At 50.1% G+C, this 18,607-nt stretch carries 13 protein-coding genes and 1 riboswitch; of the genes, 8 read left to right on the plus strand and 5 right to left on the minus strand.

The genetic code is table 11. The features are described from left to right. The first annotated feature begins 40 nt into the window (after positions 1 to 40). The 6 genes from BLP47_RS00660 (at position 41) to BLP47_RS00685 (ending at position 5,748) form a co-directional block, all read left to right on the plus strand. A complete protein-coding gene (locus tag BLP47_RS00660) occupies positions 41 to 922 on the plus strand; it encodes a transporter substrate-binding domain-containing protein (protein WP_172807160.1) in 882 nt (293 codons plus the stop codon). Continuing rightward, positions 923 to 1,741 carry an amino acid ABC transporter permease gene (locus BLP47_RS00665; RefSeq protein ID WP_091849388.1) on the plus strand — a complete coding sequence of 273 codons (819 nt, stop codon included), beginning with the start codon at positions 923 to 925 and terminating at the stop codon, positions 1,739 to 1,741. Positions 1,742 to 1,854: 113 nt separating this feature from the next. Then, on the plus strand, positions 1,855 to 2,652 hold the full coding sequence (locus tag BLP47_RS00670) for an amino acid ABC transporter permease (protein ID WP_091849394.1): 798 nt from the start codon (positions 1,855 to 1,857) through the stop codon (positions 2,650 to 2,652). Beyond that, a complete protein-coding gene (locus BLP47_RS00675; RefSeq protein ID WP_305781681.1) occupies positions 2,645 to 3,412 on the plus strand; it encodes an amino acid ABC transporter ATP-binding protein in 768 nt (255 codons plus the stop codon). The genes BLP47_RS00670 and BLP47_RS00675 overlap by 8 nt, the downstream gene beginning before the upstream one ends. 3 nt (positions 3,413 to 3,415) lie before the next feature. Then, entirely contained in the window at positions 3,416 to 4,969 is a 1,554-nt protein-coding gene (locus tag BLP47_RS00680) for a gamma-glutamyltransferase family protein (protein ID WP_157671277.1), read from the plus strand. Then, positions 4,969 to 5,748, plus strand: a complete 780-nt coding sequence (locus tag BLP47_RS00685) for a sulfite exporter TauE/SafE family protein (protein WP_091849398.1) — start codon at positions 4,969 to 4,971, stop codon at positions 5,746 to 5,748. Before BLP47_RS00680 ends, BLP47_RS00685 begins: the two co-directional genes overlap by 1 nt. Before the next feature lie 1,089 nt (positions 5,749 to 6,837). Here BLP47_RS00685 and BLP47_RS00690 read toward each other — a convergent pair. From BLP47_RS00690 to BLP47_RS08380, 5 genes are read right to left on the minus strand one after another with little or no spacing between them, the layout of a single operon-like run. Then, on the minus strand, positions 6,838 to 8,469 hold the full coding sequence (locus tag BLP47_RS00690; protein WP_157671284.1) for a hypothetical protein: 1,632 nt from the start codon (positions 8,467 to 8,469) through the stop codon (positions 6,838 to 6,840). Further along, positions 8,469 to 11,450 carry a DEAD/DEAH box helicase family protein gene (locus BLP47_RS00695; RefSeq protein ID WP_197672379.1) on the minus strand — a complete coding sequence of 994 codons (2,982 nt, stop codon included), beginning with the start codon at positions 11,448 to 11,450 and terminating at the stop codon, positions 8,469 to 8,471. Before BLP47_RS00695 ends, BLP47_RS00690 begins: the two co-directional genes overlap by 1 nt. Then, a complete protein-coding gene (locus BLP47_RS00700) occupies positions 11,450 to 13,369 on the minus strand; it encodes a site-specific DNA-methyltransferase (protein ID WP_091849407.1) in 1,920 nt (639 codons plus the stop codon). Before BLP47_RS00700 ends, BLP47_RS00695 begins: the two co-directional genes overlap by 1 nt. A gap of 30 nt (positions 13,370 to 13,399) precedes the next feature. Next, positions 13,400 to 16,288, minus strand: coding sequence for an SNF2-related protein (locus BLP47_RS00705; protein ID WP_091849419.1), 2,889 nt, complete (start codon positions 16,286 to 16,288; stop codon positions 13,400 to 13,402). A gap of 49 nt (positions 16,289 to 16,337) precedes the next feature. Beyond that, positions 16,338 to 16,760: a hypothetical protein gene (locus BLP47_RS08380; protein WP_157671287.1), complete on the minus strand. Its 423-nt coding sequence runs from the start codon at positions 16,758 to 16,760 to the stop codon at positions 16,338 to 16,340. A 26-nt stretch (positions 16,761 to 16,786) separates the two neighbouring features. Then, positions 16,787 to 16,901: riboswitch (SAM riboswitch) on the minus strand. Between the two features lie 262 nt (positions 16,902 to 17,163). Between BLP47_RS08380 and BLP47_RS00710 the strand changes: the two genes are divergently transcribed. Both BLP47_RS00710 and BLP47_RS00715 read left to right on the plus strand, forming a co-directional pair. Further along, on the plus strand, positions 17,164 to 17,406 hold the full coding sequence (locus BLP47_RS00710; protein WP_091849421.1) for a helix-turn-helix transcriptional regulator: 243 nt from the start codon (positions 17,164 to 17,166) through the stop codon (positions 17,404 to 17,406). After that, the gene (locus BLP47_RS00715; RefSeq protein WP_091849423.1) at positions 17,387 to 18,607 is read left to right on the plus strand and encodes a type II toxin-antitoxin system HipA family toxin; all 1,221 of its coding nucleotides are present in this window, start codon (positions 17,387 to 17,389) and stop codon (positions 18,605 to 18,607) included. The genes BLP47_RS00710 and BLP47_RS00715 overlap by 20 nt, the downstream gene beginning before the upstream one ends.

An 18,607-nucleotide genomic window follows, 5' to 3' on the forward strand; every position in this document is an offset into this window, starting at 1 on the left:
AAAAGTGGAGTGGGAATCGCAACGAGAATATGGAGAGATGATGTCTGGAATGACTTTATCAAGGAAGATAAGGTTCCTGGTTTTACTGGGGGCCGCAACATTCACACTGGCCGCCTGTGCGACACCTTCTGAGCAAGCAACTACTGGAGGAACTCCGGAAACCGAACAGACAGAAGAGGCTGTCTCTGAGGTTTCAGTTCCGGCATACCTTGCCTCAGCGGGTGAGATTAAGTACTGCGCAACGCTTGACAACCCACCTCGCGGATCCCTTGACGAGGGCTCACGACCGGTTGGATTCGAAGTGGAGCTCGGTAAAGAGATGGCCGCACTGATGGGCCTCCGGGTCGAATGGGTGCAGCTGAAGTTTGACGGCATCATTGCCGCCTTACAGGCAAACCAGTGTGATGTTATTGTTCAGGAGCTCTTCATCCGTGAGGCGCGGCTTGAGATAATCGACATGATTCCCTTCTCGAACACCGGACAGCGACTCGTTATGGTCCCAGGTACTGCAGTTCCGGGAGACACACTCGCAGGTCTCGGTGGGGTCACTATTGCCGTTCCTAATGGAACAAGCATCGCGGGCCTGATCGAAGAAGCTAATGCGGCACTCGCAGCCGAGGGAAGTGAGCTGATTAATGTGCAGGTACTACCCACGACAACCGATACGTTCGCAGCTCTCGATGCCGGGACAGTCGACGTTGTGGCAACTACCACCACGGCTGCTGCTTACTACGTCGGACTTAACCCCGACAAATTCGAGTTCCTTGGAGCTGCATTCGGTCTGATACAGACTGGTTTTGGCATCAATAAGGATAACCCTGAGCTAACTGCAGCTATCGAAGAGGCCTTCAACATTCTTGTTGAAAACGGAACCTACGACAGGCTGATTGCCGAGTTCAACTTGGAAGGGTCAGAGCTGTAAATGTCCTTCGATTGGTCATTCTTTATTGAGAAGCTATTTTTCCCCAACGAATTTTATCTTTGGGGTCTGTTTAGAACCCTCACGATCGCAGTGCTTGCTCAATTGATGGGCATTGCGATCGGGCTGGTGGTGGGTTACGGACGACTGTCTCGATTTTCAGTAGTCCGGGCACTTAGCGGTTTTTACGTTTGGTTCATGCGTGGAATTCCCGTTTTAGTGTTACTCGTTCTTCTTTTTTCTGGATTGGCCGCAGCTGGATTCACAAGATTCCAAGATATCGAATTTGGTTTCCTAAACATTCCAGCCAATTATCAGGCTGCCGTAGTAGGCCTCGGAATCCATTCCGGGGCCTACATGGCAGAGATAATCAGAAACGGAATCCAGTCTGTCCTGCCGGGGCAAATCGAAGCGGCTAAGGCTTTAGGTTTCACCCCGGGTCAAATTGCTCGACGGGTTGTGATTGCTCAAGCCACACGCGTAATCGTTCCACCGACGGGAAATGAGTTCAATGGCCTCATCAAGACCACATCTTTGGTCAGCGTGATTGGTGTGCAAGAGATTTTCCTCATTAGTCAGAGCGTGGCGTCCACAACCTTCAAAGTGTTCGAAATGATGATTGTCGTCTCCATCTCTTACATCGTGCTGACGGGGCTCTGGACGGTGATTCAAGGTGTGCTCGAGATAAAGATCCGCGCCTTTCAGTCGGATACTCCAGCTTTCACATGGCGAGCCTCCATCAAACAGTACCTTCACCACACAACAAATGATCGCCTGCTCACTCAAGAGGGCCGTCAGTCCACCGAGTTGGGTCGACGATGAAGCCTGCGCCATTCATTCTCCGCTATGAGGCCCTTAAGGGGCTAAGCGACATCCCCGTCGACTCGGCCCAAATGACTAACTTCAGCTCGCACAAAGAGGGGGCGGGAAGGTAAATGTCTTTCGATTGGACTTTCTTTTTTGACAAACTGTTCTTCCCAGAAGAGGAATACCTTTGGGGGCTTTTTCGAACGATGACAATCGCAATCTTCGCCATGCTTCTTGGCACTGCTATAGGTTTCATCGTGGGCTTCGGTAGACTCTCCAAAATTGCGATCATCAGGTCCCTGGCTGGCCTATACGTCTGGATCATCCGGGGGATACCGCCTCTGGTTATCCTGGTGCTGATATTTGTGGGCGCAGCAGCAGCAGGCCTCCCCCGCTTCGAGGAATTTTCGCTAGGCTCACTGGACGTCGCTGGTAACTATCAAGCTGCCGTAATCGGTCTGGCTATCCATACCGGGGCATACATGGCAGAGATCATCAGAAACGGGATTCAATCTGTCCTTCCCGGACAGATTGAGGCCGCTAAGGCATTAGGGATGAGCCCAAGTGAAATTGCCCGTCGGATAGTGGTACCCCAGGCGACAAGGGTAATTATTCCACCAGCAGGAAATGAGTTCAACGTTCTCATCAAGCTGACATCACTGGTAAGTGTTATTGGAGTGCAGGAGATATTCCTAATTTCTCAGAGTGTCGCCTCAAACACCTTCCGAGTATTCGAAATGATGATTATTGTATCCATTTCCTACCTGGTCCTCACAGGCTTTTGGTCAGTAGTTCAAGGCGTCGTTGAGATCAAAATCCGCGCCTTCGAAGCTCCGATACCCGCATACACCTGGAGGCAAGCAATCTCGCACTTTTTCAAAAAACCTGGCATCCCCGACCGGAAAGTGGTGACAACTCGTGCCTAGCAAACCCATAATCCAAGCCCAAAATATCCAGAAATGGTACGGCGACCTCCATGTCTTGAAAGGGGTCAACCTAGAAGTTAGTGAGGGCGAGGTCCTTTGCATCATTGGCCCGAGCGGTTCAGGTAAATCAACCTTCCTGCGTTGCATTAATCAGCTGGAGGAATATCAGGAAGGCTCGTTATTCGTGGGCGGCGAACTGATTGGCTTTCGGGATGTTTCCGGGAAAAGGGTCGCCCTCAAGGAATCGGACAAGACCCGTCAACGGCGAAAGTTGGGGATGGTCTTCCAGGGGTTCAACCTTTTTTGGCATAAGACTGTGATGGAGAACATGATTGAGGCTCCGATGCTCGTTCTGGGTGAACCCGAGGAAAAAGCCCGCCAAACTGCAACATCGCTATTGGCACGCGTGGGACTCTCGGGCAAGGAGAACGTGTTCCCTGGGAAACTTTCCGGAGGTCAGCAACAACGTGCTGCTATCGCACGAGCCTTAGCGATGAGTCCCGAGGTAATGCTTTTTGATGAGCCAACGAGTGCAATCGATCCTGAGACGACCGGTGAGGTACTCGAAGTGATGACCGAGCTAGCTAAATCAGGTATGACCATGATTGTCGTTACTCATGAGATGGGGTTTGCAAAGAGAGTTGGCGATCGTGCAGTCATGATGGAAGACGGTTTGGTGAAATATGAGGCGCCAACATCGGAGTTTTTTGATCGATCCCGAAACGCGCGGCTCGACGCCTTTCTTGCGAGCATGGAGTAAATTTTGACCAAAACAGGCGCAATCGCAACCCCACATTACCTAGCTTCCGCCGCCGGGCAGAAAGTCCTGGACGCCGGCGGGTCGGCTGTCGATGCGACAATCGCAGCAGCAGCGGTTTTAGCAGTTGTGTACCCGCACATGACAGGCCTCGGGGGTGACTCATGGTCAATGCTGCGCACTGCCAGCGGGGAAACTCTGGCTGTGAATGGAACAGGCATGCACCCACGCGGTATCGACATTGCCGAAATTCTTTCGCACAACGGCGAGGCAATGCCGCTATTCGGAGCTCCTTCCTCGCCTGTACCCGGCGCAGTAAAAGCGTGGTCCGCAATGCACGATCTGGCAGGAAAATTGGAATGGTCAGTTCTAATGGAGGACGCGATTTCACTCGCCGAAAATGGAGTTCAAGTTTCTCCGGCCCTCGCTCGAGACCTGAATCAGCTGTGGCCAGAAATCAGTCGGGACCGGGGGATTAGCGACACATTCTCGTCAACTCATTCCGGGCCCAAGCAGGCTGGTGATGCACTTATTCAGGGAGCTCTGGCGTCGTCGCTGATCTCCATAGCCACGGAAGGTCCCAACGCTTTTTATTCAGGCAGCCTTGCAACCAGTCTCATCAAAGGGATGAGGGCTCTTGGGTCCGCAGTCACCGATGAAGATTTTGCCCTTCAAGAATCTGAGACGCTTTCAGCCCTCAGCGTCGATTATCGCGGACACCGAATCTCAACCGCTCCACCGAACTCTCAAGGATTTACTCTCGTCCAGATGCTCAATGTTTTGGAAAGGAGTGGCTTGGATATAGATGACCCAGTCTCCTTTGGCGAAGTGGCAACATTATTTTCACTTGGAAATTCCGAGCGGGATAACCACCTAGCGGATCCCCGCTTTACTCAGATTGCACTGGACTACTTACTTTCGGATGATTATGCAGCGGACTTACTTCGGCGCTCCCGCGACGGCCACTTGGAGAAAATACAGCCTCAACCTCTGGCATCTGGTGACACTATTGGCATTGCCGCGATCGACTCAACGGGCCTCGCTGTGTCAAGTCTGCACAGCATATTTTACGCGTTTGGGGCACGTGTAATGGACCCTGGCACGGGGATCATCCTTCAAAATCGCTCCTCATCTTTCTCACTCAAATCTGAGCACCCCGCTTTCCTCCGGCCCGGAAGTCGACCCCCCAGTACACTCCTCCCGGTGTTGGTCGACCATCCGGATGGACGCCTGTCTGCTGTAGCAACAATGGGTGGGCGCTCGCAAGCTCAGGTGCAAGCACAACTCATTAATCGACTAACAAAGAACCAATCCCCCGGAGATGTTGTTGCCCAGCACCGTTTTGTTGTTGGCGCTTTCGGCCCCCGCCTCGAAGACTCAGTGGTGACTGAAAAAAAACTTGGGGACGAGGAGTGTTTAGACGCTCGAAGACGAGGATTTCTTGTCATCGAGTCGGAGGGCTTCGACGACCGTTGCGGCCACGCCCAAATCGTTCAGTTCGGGCCCGACGGCTTTGCTCTGGGCACAGACCCGCGCGCTGATGGGCAGAGAGTAGATTAATGAGCATTGAAATCATCGTCGTCATAGCGTTGGCGGGCCTCTTCGCAGGCGCACTAAACGCAGCAGCCGGGGGTGGCACACTGATCACGTTCCCGGTCCTTGTGTGGCTTGGTATCCCGCCCATAACGGCCAACATTTGCTCTTCTGTTGGCCTCCTTACCGGTTACCTTGGGGGTGGCCTTGCCTATCGACGGGAACTAAGCGCACAGAAACGGCGCATCGGCACATTCACCGCAGTGAGTATCGCCGGCGGTGTCTTGGGTGCAGTGCTTTTACTCACTACTTCAGAGACAATGTTTGATGGACTTGTGCCATTCCTCGTTCTCGGGGCAGCAGCTCTCCTCGGGTTCCAGCCGCTATTGAGTAAAAAGCTTGCACAGCGCCAAAGAAAGTTGGTTGTCCCTGTGGCGCGGCCCAAGTCCAACGCTGGAGTGTCTCTGTGGGCCCAAATTGGCGTGATGGTAGCCGCGGTCTATGGCTCCTATTTTGGAGGAGGCCTCGGCGTGATGCTGCTTGCCGTGCTGGCGCTAACGATTAGTGATGATTTGCAGAAACTAAATGGGCTAAAGACTCTACTGTCGCTATTCATCAATTTCATCGGCGTAATGGTATTCATCTCAACCGCTAGCGTCGACTGGGCCATCGTTGCCATCCTCGCGCCAGCAGCACTTATTGGAGGAACGTTGGGCGGCTCGATTGCACGGAAGCTTCCCCCAGCCGCCCTTCGGACCTCGGTGGTCGTTTTCGCCACTGTCTCAGGGCTGACGCTTCTTTTTTAGTAAACTTGCAAGTTGGATCTCGAATTATGAACACCCGCACTTCTCTGAACTGAACCCCAGCGCAAGGGTTTCCCGTTTCTTCTAGCGTAACTCAACAGTCGGACGGACCTAAGGATCGATGGGGGCTAAAAACAAATGGTGGAGGTGGGGCTTCGCAGCAATCTGGATGACACATGCCCCGATGTCCTGAAAGTAGTGGTGGCCTTTCGCAAGACCCTAAAAGTGAGCCAATGCCCTGAATGACTGTCAATAAGTTTGAAGTTTAGATAAAGAAATCCAAGAAGTCGAGAGGTCTTCATGGGTGTCAATGCGACTGAAGGTTTCTTACGCCTGGACATGGTTTCCATCCTATTCAAGACATCTCTCCCGCATGATGCGGGAGATAGTTCCCACGCCAATCCAAGTAACCCTCAACAGCGTAGGCTCGACAAATCCTTGATGTTCACAACATAGTTCCCCGCAAGATTGGGCACCTGGAAATCAAATGCCTTCGTTATCTGTTGTTCAACAGCGTCTTAGTTCTGATGAGATGGCCCGGAAATTCAGCGTCTCTAAGCGCTGGGTCAATAAATTGCTAGTCGAATTCCGATCCGGCGGGTTGGCGGCGATCAGTCTTTTGAGCAAGCGCCCTTTGACCACTCCAAATAAAAACCCCACAATCACTTGAGGATCGAATCCTAAGACTCCGCCTCGAGCTCACAGCGGAATCACTGTCATAGTTCTAACGACTAGGACTCATGCACGCGTTATGAATCCTGCAACCGGAGAACAATCTGAGCGAGAACCTGATCGAGCCAAACGGAGGTTACTGGCAAAACCGACTGATCCCACGCAATTTGTGATTTCGTGGGTTCAGTCGGGAACGATGTCCCGACTCATGACATTAGTGCGCCTGAAGGGACTCGCCCCCAACCTTCTGATCCGTAGTTATGTTGCAATACCCATATATGCGGGGGTAAAAGCAATTTACACCAGTATTTTATTAGCCAAGCCGCCCTTTGAAGACATACCCAATTCCGTCCGTTTCCGTCCGTTTCCGTCCGTTGAACGGAATCTAAACGGAATCTAAACGGAAGCGACGGGGAAGAATTACCCGCCCAGCTGGTTTGTGACCTCAAGAGTGAGTTGTTCGAGAAGTTCTACTGATTCCTCTAAGAGATCCGAGAAAAAAGCAACAGTTGTCCGTTCTTCCAGGAGGCTCTCCTTAAATCGCTTGCCTGAGTCGCCTCCAGCGTGAGCGGTGTGTTTGCTTCTCAACTTATATATTTTTCTTAGTAACTGCGCCGCCTGATCGGACGCTAGGTGTCCAAGCGTTGTCGCGAATCGCTCAAACTTTGCAATTCCTTTTTCGTCGTCAATCTTGTCCAAGCCAGCCCCGAGCTGTCTTTCATTCAAGTGATCGACCAGGAGTTTCGCAAGGATAAGCACTTGATTTTCGAACTCTACTTGGGTCTCGTTTAGAGGAACTCTAAGCCTCTTCAAAAGAAACTGGTCGTCACCCGTAGGCGTCCTGAATAATGGCCAGCCCCAGCGTTTCTCCCAGGCTGCATTCGTGCGAAGGTACGCGGCCTTGAACCTCTCGGTTGGACTTGATGTTTCGACCCACTCCCCTAAAACGGAAGATTGGAAGTGCTCAAGGCTCATACTTCTCTCGGAAGGCACGATGTTGCAAGCGCGCCAATGGTGTCTTTCAGATTCAGGAAGGTCTCGCCCTAAGTCTCCAAGTGCCACAACTACCTGATCAGGGCGATGATAATCAATTCGCAATCCCCATAATCCAGCGCATTTCAAATAACTACTGCTGACGCTGAATGTAGACGGCGATTCAAAATACTTCATTAAGACATCAGCCTTAAAAAACACTGACGTCATGTAATTTGGTGCACCTTCGTTCGAACCGAAGTAATCGGCTAGGACAGAAGGATTGCAAGTTGAAGAAAGCGGGTTTCCAACTTCGTCCTCACCAACAATAAACTCTTGAAATGTTTCGCCCGATTCCCATGGCCAAAGCCCGCTAACTTCGCGCAGAAGCGGTGGGATGACGCGTTTCATAAGGAGTCTAGAGAAAGCTGTATTCTCAGACGTTCCTAGTTTGCCGACAGCTAAGTGAACTGCTTCGACATCCGAGACCTCGTCGTACCCCAATTTCCTTAACGTCGTAACGTCGGTTTGGTTAGTCACTTTGCATATCGTGTCTGCGAACAACAAGAGATCAAGTTGTCTTGCGGCCTGATACCTCCTGAGAATTGACGTCCGAATCTTGATTTGATCACCGCTGTACTCAACCGCCAGTTCTCGGGTTCCATCTGGTTTGATCTCGAAGAAATTTTGGTTCTGTGGGTCCTCCCAAAGCTCCATGACAAGAATGAATGTCTGATTCACTAGGTATTTTCCTGGTGCGAGGTCATTGAAATCCTGAAAAATAAGTATTGGCTCAAAGCTGGCCCCAAGTGGGTCGGCTTCAAAGACAGTCTGGATTTTTCCATTATTGAAACTCTGAGAAAACCCAGGCATACCATCAGTCTTAGTCACGTCCCAACCAGTTTGCGAGAGCACTTGATTGCGCACTTTTGGGTTTGAAAATGCAGCGTAGTATCCTCCTGAGTTGCCATCACCGTCATTCCAACTTGACGAAACCAGAGTCCAAACGCCCGTGCCATTAGCACGAAAGGTTGCGATTTGAGTCGCCTGATCAAGGCGCGCGACACTTGTGTTATTCATCACAAGTTCCATGCCTCGGGCGCGGACACCTCATAGTTGTCAATTCCAATCGCCTTGAAATGTTGTCTGGCCGAAGCAATCTTCGCTGCCTCTGTTGGACGCAGCTTAAGCTCATCCAGGGTCGATTTAGTCTCGCGAATCATGTAGAGACGATCCTCGCCGTCAACCTGCTTGATAATTGCCCAGTCAGGGTTGTAATCACCTACAGGGGTCGGGATCTTGAACTTCGCTGGCAACTTCATGAAGAACTTGACATCCTGACGGCTATCCAGCTTCTCTGCAAACTGACGCTCAACCTCTGAATCGAAGACTACATAGTCGAAGTCAGACTTCTCTGAATTCTTCACCTTGTACATTTGGTCTAGGAAACGGTCTTTCTCCTCTTCACCATCTTTTTGCAACTCTCTAAGCTCGTATAACGAACCAGTGATTCTTTCGTATTGGATGCCGTCTACAACCAGCTTTGCCAGTTCCGCTTGAATTACTCTCTTTGCCATTGAAATGAAGTCGTTTGGATTACCTGTGAACTCGGAAAGCCTCTCGCTGCGCACTAGTATTTCTACGATTGACCAGCGTGTTAGGGATGTGGTGTTTTGAAGTTCAGAAACGATGTCGGGTAGTTCGTAGGATCCATGGATAACAGCTGAGCGTGAGCTTAGCTCCTCACCCTTGGCGCCGCCTCGAACGACTTTGATGCCTGCCTTAGTGACTTCTACTCGCAGCGGCGGTATCTGAGGCGCAGCTTGGATCGACTTGACTATTGAATCAATGAGGTTCTCTCGATTGATTGAAACGCGATAAGTGGATCTACGGCTAATTGACTCCCAAAAAGTCTCGAACTCTGGGCTCAAGTAGACTGCCTTATTCAATACTCTGTTGTGTCGCTGACTTTTGGGTTTTACAAACTTTTCAAGGGACGAATTTCGCATGAGTTCAACAACTTGCGCGTCGTAGCGATCTAGCTCTCCAGGCAGTTCGAGGCTGAAACCTATTGAGGTTGGAATGAACTTTGAGGTGACCTGCCCATCCGCCAGAAAACCAGCAGAAGTGAGGTGGTCAAAAATTATTTGAGACTTAGCAAAACCAAGATTCACTTCTGTGTAGATTCCGTCATCGGTAATCGTGGGAATCTTCGCAAACTCATTAACCCGCACCTTTCCAATTTGAATACCGTTCGCCTTGTACTCATTTTGGAGCGACTTTGCAAAAGCTTGGTAAGACTCGTTTGCAATAACTGTAAGAGACGCAATGCCCCTGTCCGATACACGTTCGTAGCCCTGTTCCGTTTGCATAACTGGGAGTCTTAGTCCACGACCAATAGTTTGGCGCCTTTCAACTTCAGCGCCCATTTCTCTCAATGTGCAGATTTGAAAAACGTTTGGGTTATCCCAACCCTCGCGCAAAGCGGAGTGGCTGAAAATAAAACGCACTGGCTCATTCTGATCAAGCAAACGTTGCTTGTCTTTCATGATCAACTCGTACGCGTCGTCATCGGCCTTGGTTGAACCAGTGGTGTCCTGGGCTACGTTGGTTTTACCCCTTTTGACCTGCGAAAAGTACGCCTTACGCATTTGGCTTGGATGAGCGGTGAATAATTCACTCCACTTCGTATTCTTTGCTGTTTCTTCTAGGAACAGCTCATCAAACCATTCAGCAAAATCACCATTAGCATCCAGATTTGTGGCACCATCGCCCATGTAGTTGGCAACTTTGTCCACGAAGAAAAGACTCAAGACTTTGATGCCTTTTGCTCGAAGCTGTTGCTCCTTGCGCAAATGCTCGCGAATCGTTTCACGGATCATTTCTCTATAGATCGCGATGTTAGCGCCACCAATGGATTCACCTTCTGAGAGCATGCCATGGAGGTTAAGCTCGATAAATGCTGGGTCAGTGGCTGAGCCAATATTCATTCCCGAAACCCAAATACCTTCATAGGCTGAGTTGTCGGTTAATCGGCGGTCCGATAACTCCTGATTCTGCCGAACATTCACCTTTTTACGCAGATGGTTTCCGCTCGAATCTCGGCAAGAAAGTTCAAGACGGGCACTCCATGTTGGTTCCCGCTTTACCGAAACGAGCTTTACGTATGGGGCTGCATCTGCACCTTGTTGCTGAACATCAGAAACGACAATCTGCTTCACAAGGCCGAGCTCGTGTGCGTCCACAGGGTCTAGACGGTAGACAAGATTGCGAGTGACTTTATGCGTTGCTGAATAGCGAAGCGTGAAAGCTGGATTAAGCTCGCCGATCGAAGTCTGACTGAGCAAAGACTCCATGTTCTGCGGCTCATCCATTATCACGATAGGGCGCGTCGCCTTCAAGTAATCAACGGGCCTCAAACCATTGAGCTTGTCACGAGTCTGATGCATCACGCGATTATTTGCATCACCACGTATCGAATCAATTGTCATGATCAGGATCTGAATACTTGTTGAAGTAGCAAAACCTTGAACTTCTTCGGGGTTCTTGCCGCTATAGACCTGCCACTCAAAAGGTGTGGCTGGGTAGATTGACCTGAAGTGTTCCTTCATTAGCCGAATACTTGTTGCAACACCTTCACGAATGGCAACGCTTGGAACAAGAATCACAAATTTCGAGAAGTTGTAATTTTTCGCAAGTTCAAAAATTGTTCTCAGGTAGACATAGGTCTTTCCCGTGCCAGTCTCCATTTCGACGTCAAAATCGAGTGAATCGCCCACTAATTTACTCTCCACCTCAAGTCCGTTTATGTCCTGAATGTTTTGGAGGTTTTCAATGATTAGGTCTCGATCTAGAAGCAAATTGTTACCGATTGCACCCACCTCAAAGGTTCTAGCGAAATCTAGAAGTGCGGCGGCATCGGCACCTGGAATAACTCCAGAAAGTGCTGTTATCAGCCTTTCTGCAGATTTCGGCTGCCCCTCAAAAAGCTTCACAACGGACGATATCGCCGCTAACTGAAACTCTTGCGAAGCATCAAAACGAAAATTCGAACTGCTCACTAGACTGTCCAAAGTTCAATGCTGCTGCTCTTACAAAGTTGTGTGAGATTGGTTTTAAGCTCATCGTCTCCTTGGAAAGCATCTTCTAAAATTATGAATTTCAACGGTTCGGTTCGCAGAACTTCGCGCAATTCAATTAGCGAGGGCCTCACGTGTTCATTTAAATAGGCGAGAACGATGCCATTGCCAATCGACCTAAGTTCGAGCCCACTAATGGACACCGTCTCGAACACCTCTGAAAGCGAATACCCCTGCTTGAGCAGTACCTCAATCAGTAAAGCGTCGTAATTGGCATTGTCCTCTGCGCTACCCCGAAGGCTGAACAGGTGCTGTTCTAACGTTGTGCGGTCAAACTCAGTGCTCGCTTGCCACTTGGAGAAGTTTGACCCAACTAGTCGATACGACCTGAATCCAAAATCACTGCCAGCGGATGCCAATTCAGAACCCAGCTGCGCACCAGCGCGCTCAAGTCGCTTCCTTGTCAACTGGGCAATGTTTGTAAAGCCAGCCGCCAATCCCTGTCGGCCTGTTTCGCTTGATTCATCTAGTGGCTCAGGTAGCTGAACAAGGATGAAGTTTCGTGAAGAGCCGTTTTGTCGGCTGACATCGAACACAGCGTGACCGCTTGTGCCAGAACCCGCAAAAAAGTCAAGGACAAGATCTCCAGGAACAGTGAACCAATTAATTAGATCAGAGATCATCGCGATCGGCTTTGGGGTGTCAAAATAATGTCCACCCATCAGTTTGTCTAGTTTGGTTGTTTGCTCACTTACCATTCCATATCGGGGGAGAATTGTCGGAGGTGTAACTACACCTCGTTCCTTTTTACATTTCAGTTTTCCAGCGCTGTTGAAATAGAATTCAACGACTTTCTGGCCCTTACTATCAAACGTTTCTTGACCAGAAAACCAGCTTTTCATTTGATTCTTTTGCGTCCACCCAGCACTCAGAGTAACCGCTTCGGTGGTTTTACCACCTAGAGCACGAAGTGCTCCCTCCACGACAGTTACTTTTTCAGAATCGCCAAAAGTTCCAGACAAAGAAAAACCATCTGGAGCATCGAATCGGACACCTGCGGGAAATTGAAAGTCACTCGCAGGGTTCGCCTTTGATACTTTCTTGAGAGCACCTGCTTCAATAAACCCCTCGCCTCCAGCAATGCCTTCCAAGTCCTGTGCTGAACGCGCAAAAACTAGAACATATTCGTGGTATCTCTTGAATATTCCTTGCTGTTGAGAGTGTTGCTTGTCCCAGATGAGTTGGGCCAGGAAATTATCTTCACCAAAGATTTCGAGCATCATGCGCTTAAGATTTTCCACTTCATGGTCATCTATCGAAACGCACATGACTCCGTCAGGCGCAAGTAGATTCCTAGCCAATTTCAGACGGGGATACATCATTGTGAGCCAATTTGAGTGGTATCTACCTTCGGTTTCTGTGTTACTAGAAGTCTTCTTACCTTCTTCATCAACCTGCTTGGTCCAGTCAAGGTAGTTATCCAGTCCCTCACTGAAGTTATCTGGGTAAACAAAATCTTTGCCCGTGTTGTACGGGGGATCGATGTATATCAACTTGATTCTGCCGTGGTAATGCTTTTGCAGAATTTTTACAACTTCTAGATTGTCACCTTCAATAAATACGTTCTTAGTGTTCTGCCATTCAACAGACTGGGCAGGCTCTGGCATGAGCGTTGCAGTGGTCGGTAGTTGAGCCAAATGCAATGCACGCTGTTTCCCTGGCCAAAAGAGGCCGAATCTCTCAGATCCATCAGCGGCGTCTCGTGATAGAAGCTCTTTCAATCGCGCTAGGTCGATTTTGCCGTCAGCTATGGCCTCTGGCACTAGTTCTGCAAGTTGAGAGGCAAGTTCGGTCTGGAAATTAGGCGTCGATGAAGGGGTCTCAAAAATGTCTTCGTTCACTTGGATTGTCTCCTCATCAGTCGCTTGCCGTTAGGCGACGATCTTCCAGTTAATTGTAAAAATGTGCTCGGTTTGCTGGACGCCCTTGAGCGCCTGCTCTATCAGTTCTAGGTATTTATCCGCTTCTTCACGAAGTTGCTTCTTGAGCTCTCTAAATTCATCATCTGCGTCTTCGGCTTTTTGCTCCCAGCGGCGAGCATCTTTTTTTAGCCCTAGCTGCGCCATAGGGTCGTCGGAGTTGTTCGCTGTCTTGCGGGCTTCCTTCTCCTTGGCCTTGAACTCTCTGATCTTGCCCTCGTGCTCGGCTTTTCGATCCTGTTGATTGCGATACAGCAGCTCTTCCTGCTGGTCGTAATATCGAGAATTTCTAGCTTGAACTTCACGTTCTAAGTGCTGTCTGTTAGCTGCTAGGTGGCTTTCGAGTGGGCTTAGGTTTGGCGACTCATTCAAATCTGATTGTTCGACGCAGGTTAGCTCAAGAATGTCGGAGACATACTCAGAATCTAACCACTCTCCAGTTGAAGTCATAGCTCCAGCGAGGAAATAAGACTCTGTGATTTGCTCATCACGGGCCTTCATTGAATAGGTAACCAGATCCACGCTGAGCGTCCCCGTTGCGCCTGCGAGCGCCTTGACTGCTGTGCTAGCGCGAGCCGACTTTGAAATAGAGAAGGTCAGCTCGGCAGTGAGTGTTTCCGAGGCGATGGCAGTGTCGAGCACATGCTGAGCGAGTGGGCTTGAGTACCTGTATTGGTGAGCGTTGTCGAGTGGCTGACTCTTAAAGAAATAGCGACCTGGTTCCGCATCTTTCACAGGAGACTCGTTTAGTACGAAATGACGTCCATCACCCTCAAACGTTGCGACATGTTCTAGTTCGTGTTTAGTCACGTCTAATAGAAGACGCTCAAACTTGTTCAGCACATCTCCAGATTGGGAGTCATAAGCCTTTAGACGGTCTTGAACATGTGGATCGAGGCTGTCGAATACCTTCGCCTTGGCGCTAGCCATTTCTTTCGATATGTCTGTTGCAAAAAGGGTTTCAAGTTGATGGAAAGCCGAATCAATTTCGGCATCGGTTCGGCTTGAGTTCAGAATTTCACTGATTTTCTTTTCAAAGTCAAAGCCGTCTTCGATGGCACCCAGAACTTCGTCCGATGCCCCAAAAACACTTGAGAACAATTTGAATTTATCTGACAGTAGCTCAAGAATTCGCTGCTCTGCAATGTTTCCCTTATTTGAGAAGTTAGCAACAACTACGTCAAACTTTTGACCGTATCGGTGAATACGCCCGATTCTCTGCTCCACCCTCTGTGGGTTCCAGGGCAGGTCATAGTTCACGAGCATCGAACAGAATTGCAGGTTGATCCCTTCGGCAGCCGCTTCGGTAGCGATCATGATCTTGCCCTCATCGCGGAAGTAATCAACGAGAGCCTTGCGTCTGTCTGCCGAACCAATGCCAGTGACTAGGTCGCTGCCCTTGTTCTTCTCAAGCCATGCTTTGTAGATAGCTCTTTGCTCGGGCGCATCGTTCGAACCATTGAAAAGAACGATTCCGTCGCCCTTGCCATCCGCCCGAAGTGAACGAGCAATGTACTCCTGAGTCTTGGTGGAGTCGGTAAAAATAATCGCTTTCTCGGGTGCACCTAACTCACTCAAACGATCAAAACCCTTATCCAGCGCCTCGGAAAGCTTCACTGCTTTCTGGTTTACCGTGATCGATTTTGCTAGTGCTGCGTACTCTCGAAGTTCTGCCACCTCAGCGAGCATCATGCGCGTGCGCTCAGAATTTGAGGATGCCGATTCCTGACTACCAAGACCAAGCTCAATTACTTCTGCTTCTTCAAGCTCTTCGTCGGTCAGGTCTTCAGGCTCGAAGTCTGCAGTGATTATTCTGCCCGAATTTGATCTAGTTACCCCCTCTAGAGCTTCTGCTTCCAAGCGATTCGAAATTCTCTCCAAAGTGCTGGATACGGCATACGTCGAAGATCCAAGCCGCTTGCGAATGATTAGGGCAGCTAGGTGGCGTTGACTCCCACTAAACGCAAATAACTCGTCTCTCTGAAGGTACTCATTCACTAGGTGATAGAGCCTGCGCTCCTCTTCACTGGGGGTGAATTCAACGGTGAGAGGGTTTCGCTTAGTGAAGTGAATATACTTTGCAGCATCTTTTCGCAAGGTTCGCTTTGCGATGGTGGCGACACGATCAGCTAAGTCGTCTCCATTTCCTAAGCTTCCACCCTTGATGTATCGCTCGCGGAAAGCATCAAGTGAGTAGAAGTAGCTAGGGTCGAAGACTGAAACCAGGCCGTAGAGTTCCTCAAGTTTGTTCTGCAGGGGGGTTGCAGTCAAAAGCACGCACTTGTGAGCTCCAGCGAATATGTGACTCATGGCCTCAGCGGTTTTTCCTTTGCCTGTCCAGTGGTTTCTCAGGCGGTGAGCCTCGTCGGCAATGATCAAATCCCAACTCCGAAGCAAGGTTGATTCGTATCGCTGGGCGAACTCGTAGGAACAGATCAGGACCTCTGCCTGTCCTACCGACCCAGTCGCCAAGAGGGCCTCTTTGTTCTTGGTGTCCAGGACATTGGATGGAATCATGAACTTTTCAAATAGTTCCTGTTTCCACTGCTGGCGCAAGCTAGACGGGGTGACTATAAGAATCGAACGCTTGCGCTCTGACCAGTACTGGGTGATAACAATGCCAGCCTCGATTGTTTTGCCGAGGCCAACCTCGTCCGCCATGATTACGCCGCGTAAAAATGGTGTTTGCAGAGCAAAGAGCGCTGCATCGATCTGGTGGGGTTTCGGCTCAACCTGTGCGTCAAAAAGTAAGCCTGCTAGTTTTCCCACATGATCATTGGCGTAGCTTCGCCTGAGCTCATGGGCAAAATACTTCGCCTGATAGTCAGTCAAGTGCGACACTGACCCCCCCCTAGCCCCTGTTTGAAAGACGAAAAACTGTTCCTACAGTCTAACCGCGCGGTATTTGACCATCAGTGTCTTCGCTCCCATTCATGAAATAGCCACTGTCACTATCCGAGCTCTCACACATAGTTAGATCTTCCCCGCTCAGGTAAGCAGGAAGCCAAGATCCCCTGGCGTTGCCAGTTGGCCCATTGGTCTTGACATAGAGCAGGTTTGACTCCGGGCAGTACTGAATGTCTCCGTCTATTGCCATTAGGCACTCCAGTTGCAGGGCTACTGCATCGTGGTAGTAGAGAACCTCAGCTTGTGCCCTTGTGGTTACCCGCAAGGAGTATGGGGAAATCAGATCAACCTTTGCCTGATAACGCTTTTTATCTCTCATCACATTGCACTGAACATAGTGGGTCTTGTGGCCAGGTTTATATAGTCCGCAATTCTTTGGGTCATATCTGGTGTTCTCGCTAATCATGATGCCTCCTGGTGTTGGGGGCTTTAGCCCCACGATTTGCCCCAGCTATTGCTGGGGCCACATCTTCTACTGGAGCACCCTGGTCGTGAGATCCGGGTTGCTAGGCAGCTAGCCAGTTACTTAGCGCTGCCATTCTTGATGCCTTATTAGGTTAGGACAGGGGGCTGACATTTAGCGTTCCACCTTCGCCTTTTTTTGAAGTTCTGCAACGAGACTTGGCGGCATAAGTCAGGGTTTGTTTGTGGGGATTTATTGAGGTTCAGGGCTTCTCACCGCACTCATCCCGCGTGTCTGCTCACTCTAAAAATCTAGTCGTACGGCTTGACTATAAAAACCTAGTAAATGCTTTTGACTATGAAACCTTAGTCAGATACTCTATTCCTGACACTGAATTGGGAGGGTTATGGGAACGCTACGCGGAACCGCAAGAGATGCTGAGGGGCTTGGGTTGCTGTTGCAGCAGGGGCGCCTTGCAGCAGGGCTAACCCAGCGACAACTGGCTGACCAACTGAATGTCAGCCAGTCCTATATCTGGTCACTTGAGAGTGGCAAAGACGTGAAAGTTCTAGAGCGAATCTTTGCCGTCATGAGGGCCACTGGTGTGACTATGAGTCTTGAGGTTCCTGATGGCCAGCCTCAACGTTGAGCTTCATGGTGAACTCGTTGGTCGCCTGATTGGGCAGAGCAAGCGAAACTTTGATTTTGTCGCCGACCCGGCTGCTTTAGAGAAATATGGTTTGGGTAGTCAGGTACTTTCGGTCGCGGTTCCCCTGTTGAGGAGCAGCACTGGAGGCAAGGCCGATCGCCGCCGCAACTATTTCGCTGAACTATTGCCAGAGGGTGAGAGCTTGGAGCGTTTGGCTGGCAACCTAAGGGTGCCAACCGATGATGTCCTTCGGCTCCTGGCACAGTTTGGCCGCGATGTTGCCGGTGCTGTTGAGATTTTTGACCCTGAGTTGCCAGGTGAACCAAAGACACCAGCACTTGCACCTGTTACCGAAATTATGGTTGCCGCCTTGCTGCGAAATGTTAAGGGTGAGCCTTTTGCGAATGCCCCTAGACGTGGGCGAACCTCGCTGGCTGGAGTTCAGGGGAAAATAGTTTTGGCTAGGGCCAACAACAGCTGGAATCGGGTTCTAGACGGCTACCCCTCTACCCATATTCTTAAGCCCTCCAGTACTGACTATCCAACGATGATCTTTGACGAGGAATACGGCCAAAGAATCTGCCGTTTGCTTGGCATTGCAAATTTCGAAGTTGAGATCGAAGCATTCGATGGGCTTGACTGCCTGGTGATACAAAGATTCGACCGCACCTTGGATAAACAGCCCAAAAGGATTCACCAAGAAGACATGAACCAGGCCCTGGGTGCATCTAGGAATGAAAAATACCAAGAGTACGGAGGCAAGGTTTCTCTCAAACGTGTCTCTCAGGTTATTTCCCGAAGCTTGGAAGCAGACTCGCTCACGCGGCTCTTGCGGCAAGTAACGATCTCACTTGCGATTGGCAACCTAGATATGCACGCCAAGAACATTAGTATTTTCCATTTTGAGGACGGGCAGATTGCTCCTACACCGGCGTATGACATGGTTCCTCAGACCCACCTGGGCTCAGATGGCAGAATGGCTCTTGCAATCAACAATCAGTACATTCACTCTCAAATCAGTGCGGATGACCTCGTTGCCGAGGCTGAGTCTTGGGGCATGCGCAATGTGAGCCAGGAAATAAGAGACACACTGGAGCGGGTTTTGTCGATTATCGCCTCCGAGGTGCCCCACAAACTCGCCCACCCGAGACTGCGGGAAGACATAGCGGGTTTTACACTTCGATTACTTGCTGGGCTTTAG

It is taken from the genome of Candidatus Aquiluna sp. UB-MaderosW2red, assembly GCF_900100865.1.
Classification (GTDB): domain Bacteria; phylum Actinomycetota; class Actinomycetes; order Actinomycetales; family Microbacteriaceae; genus Aquiluna.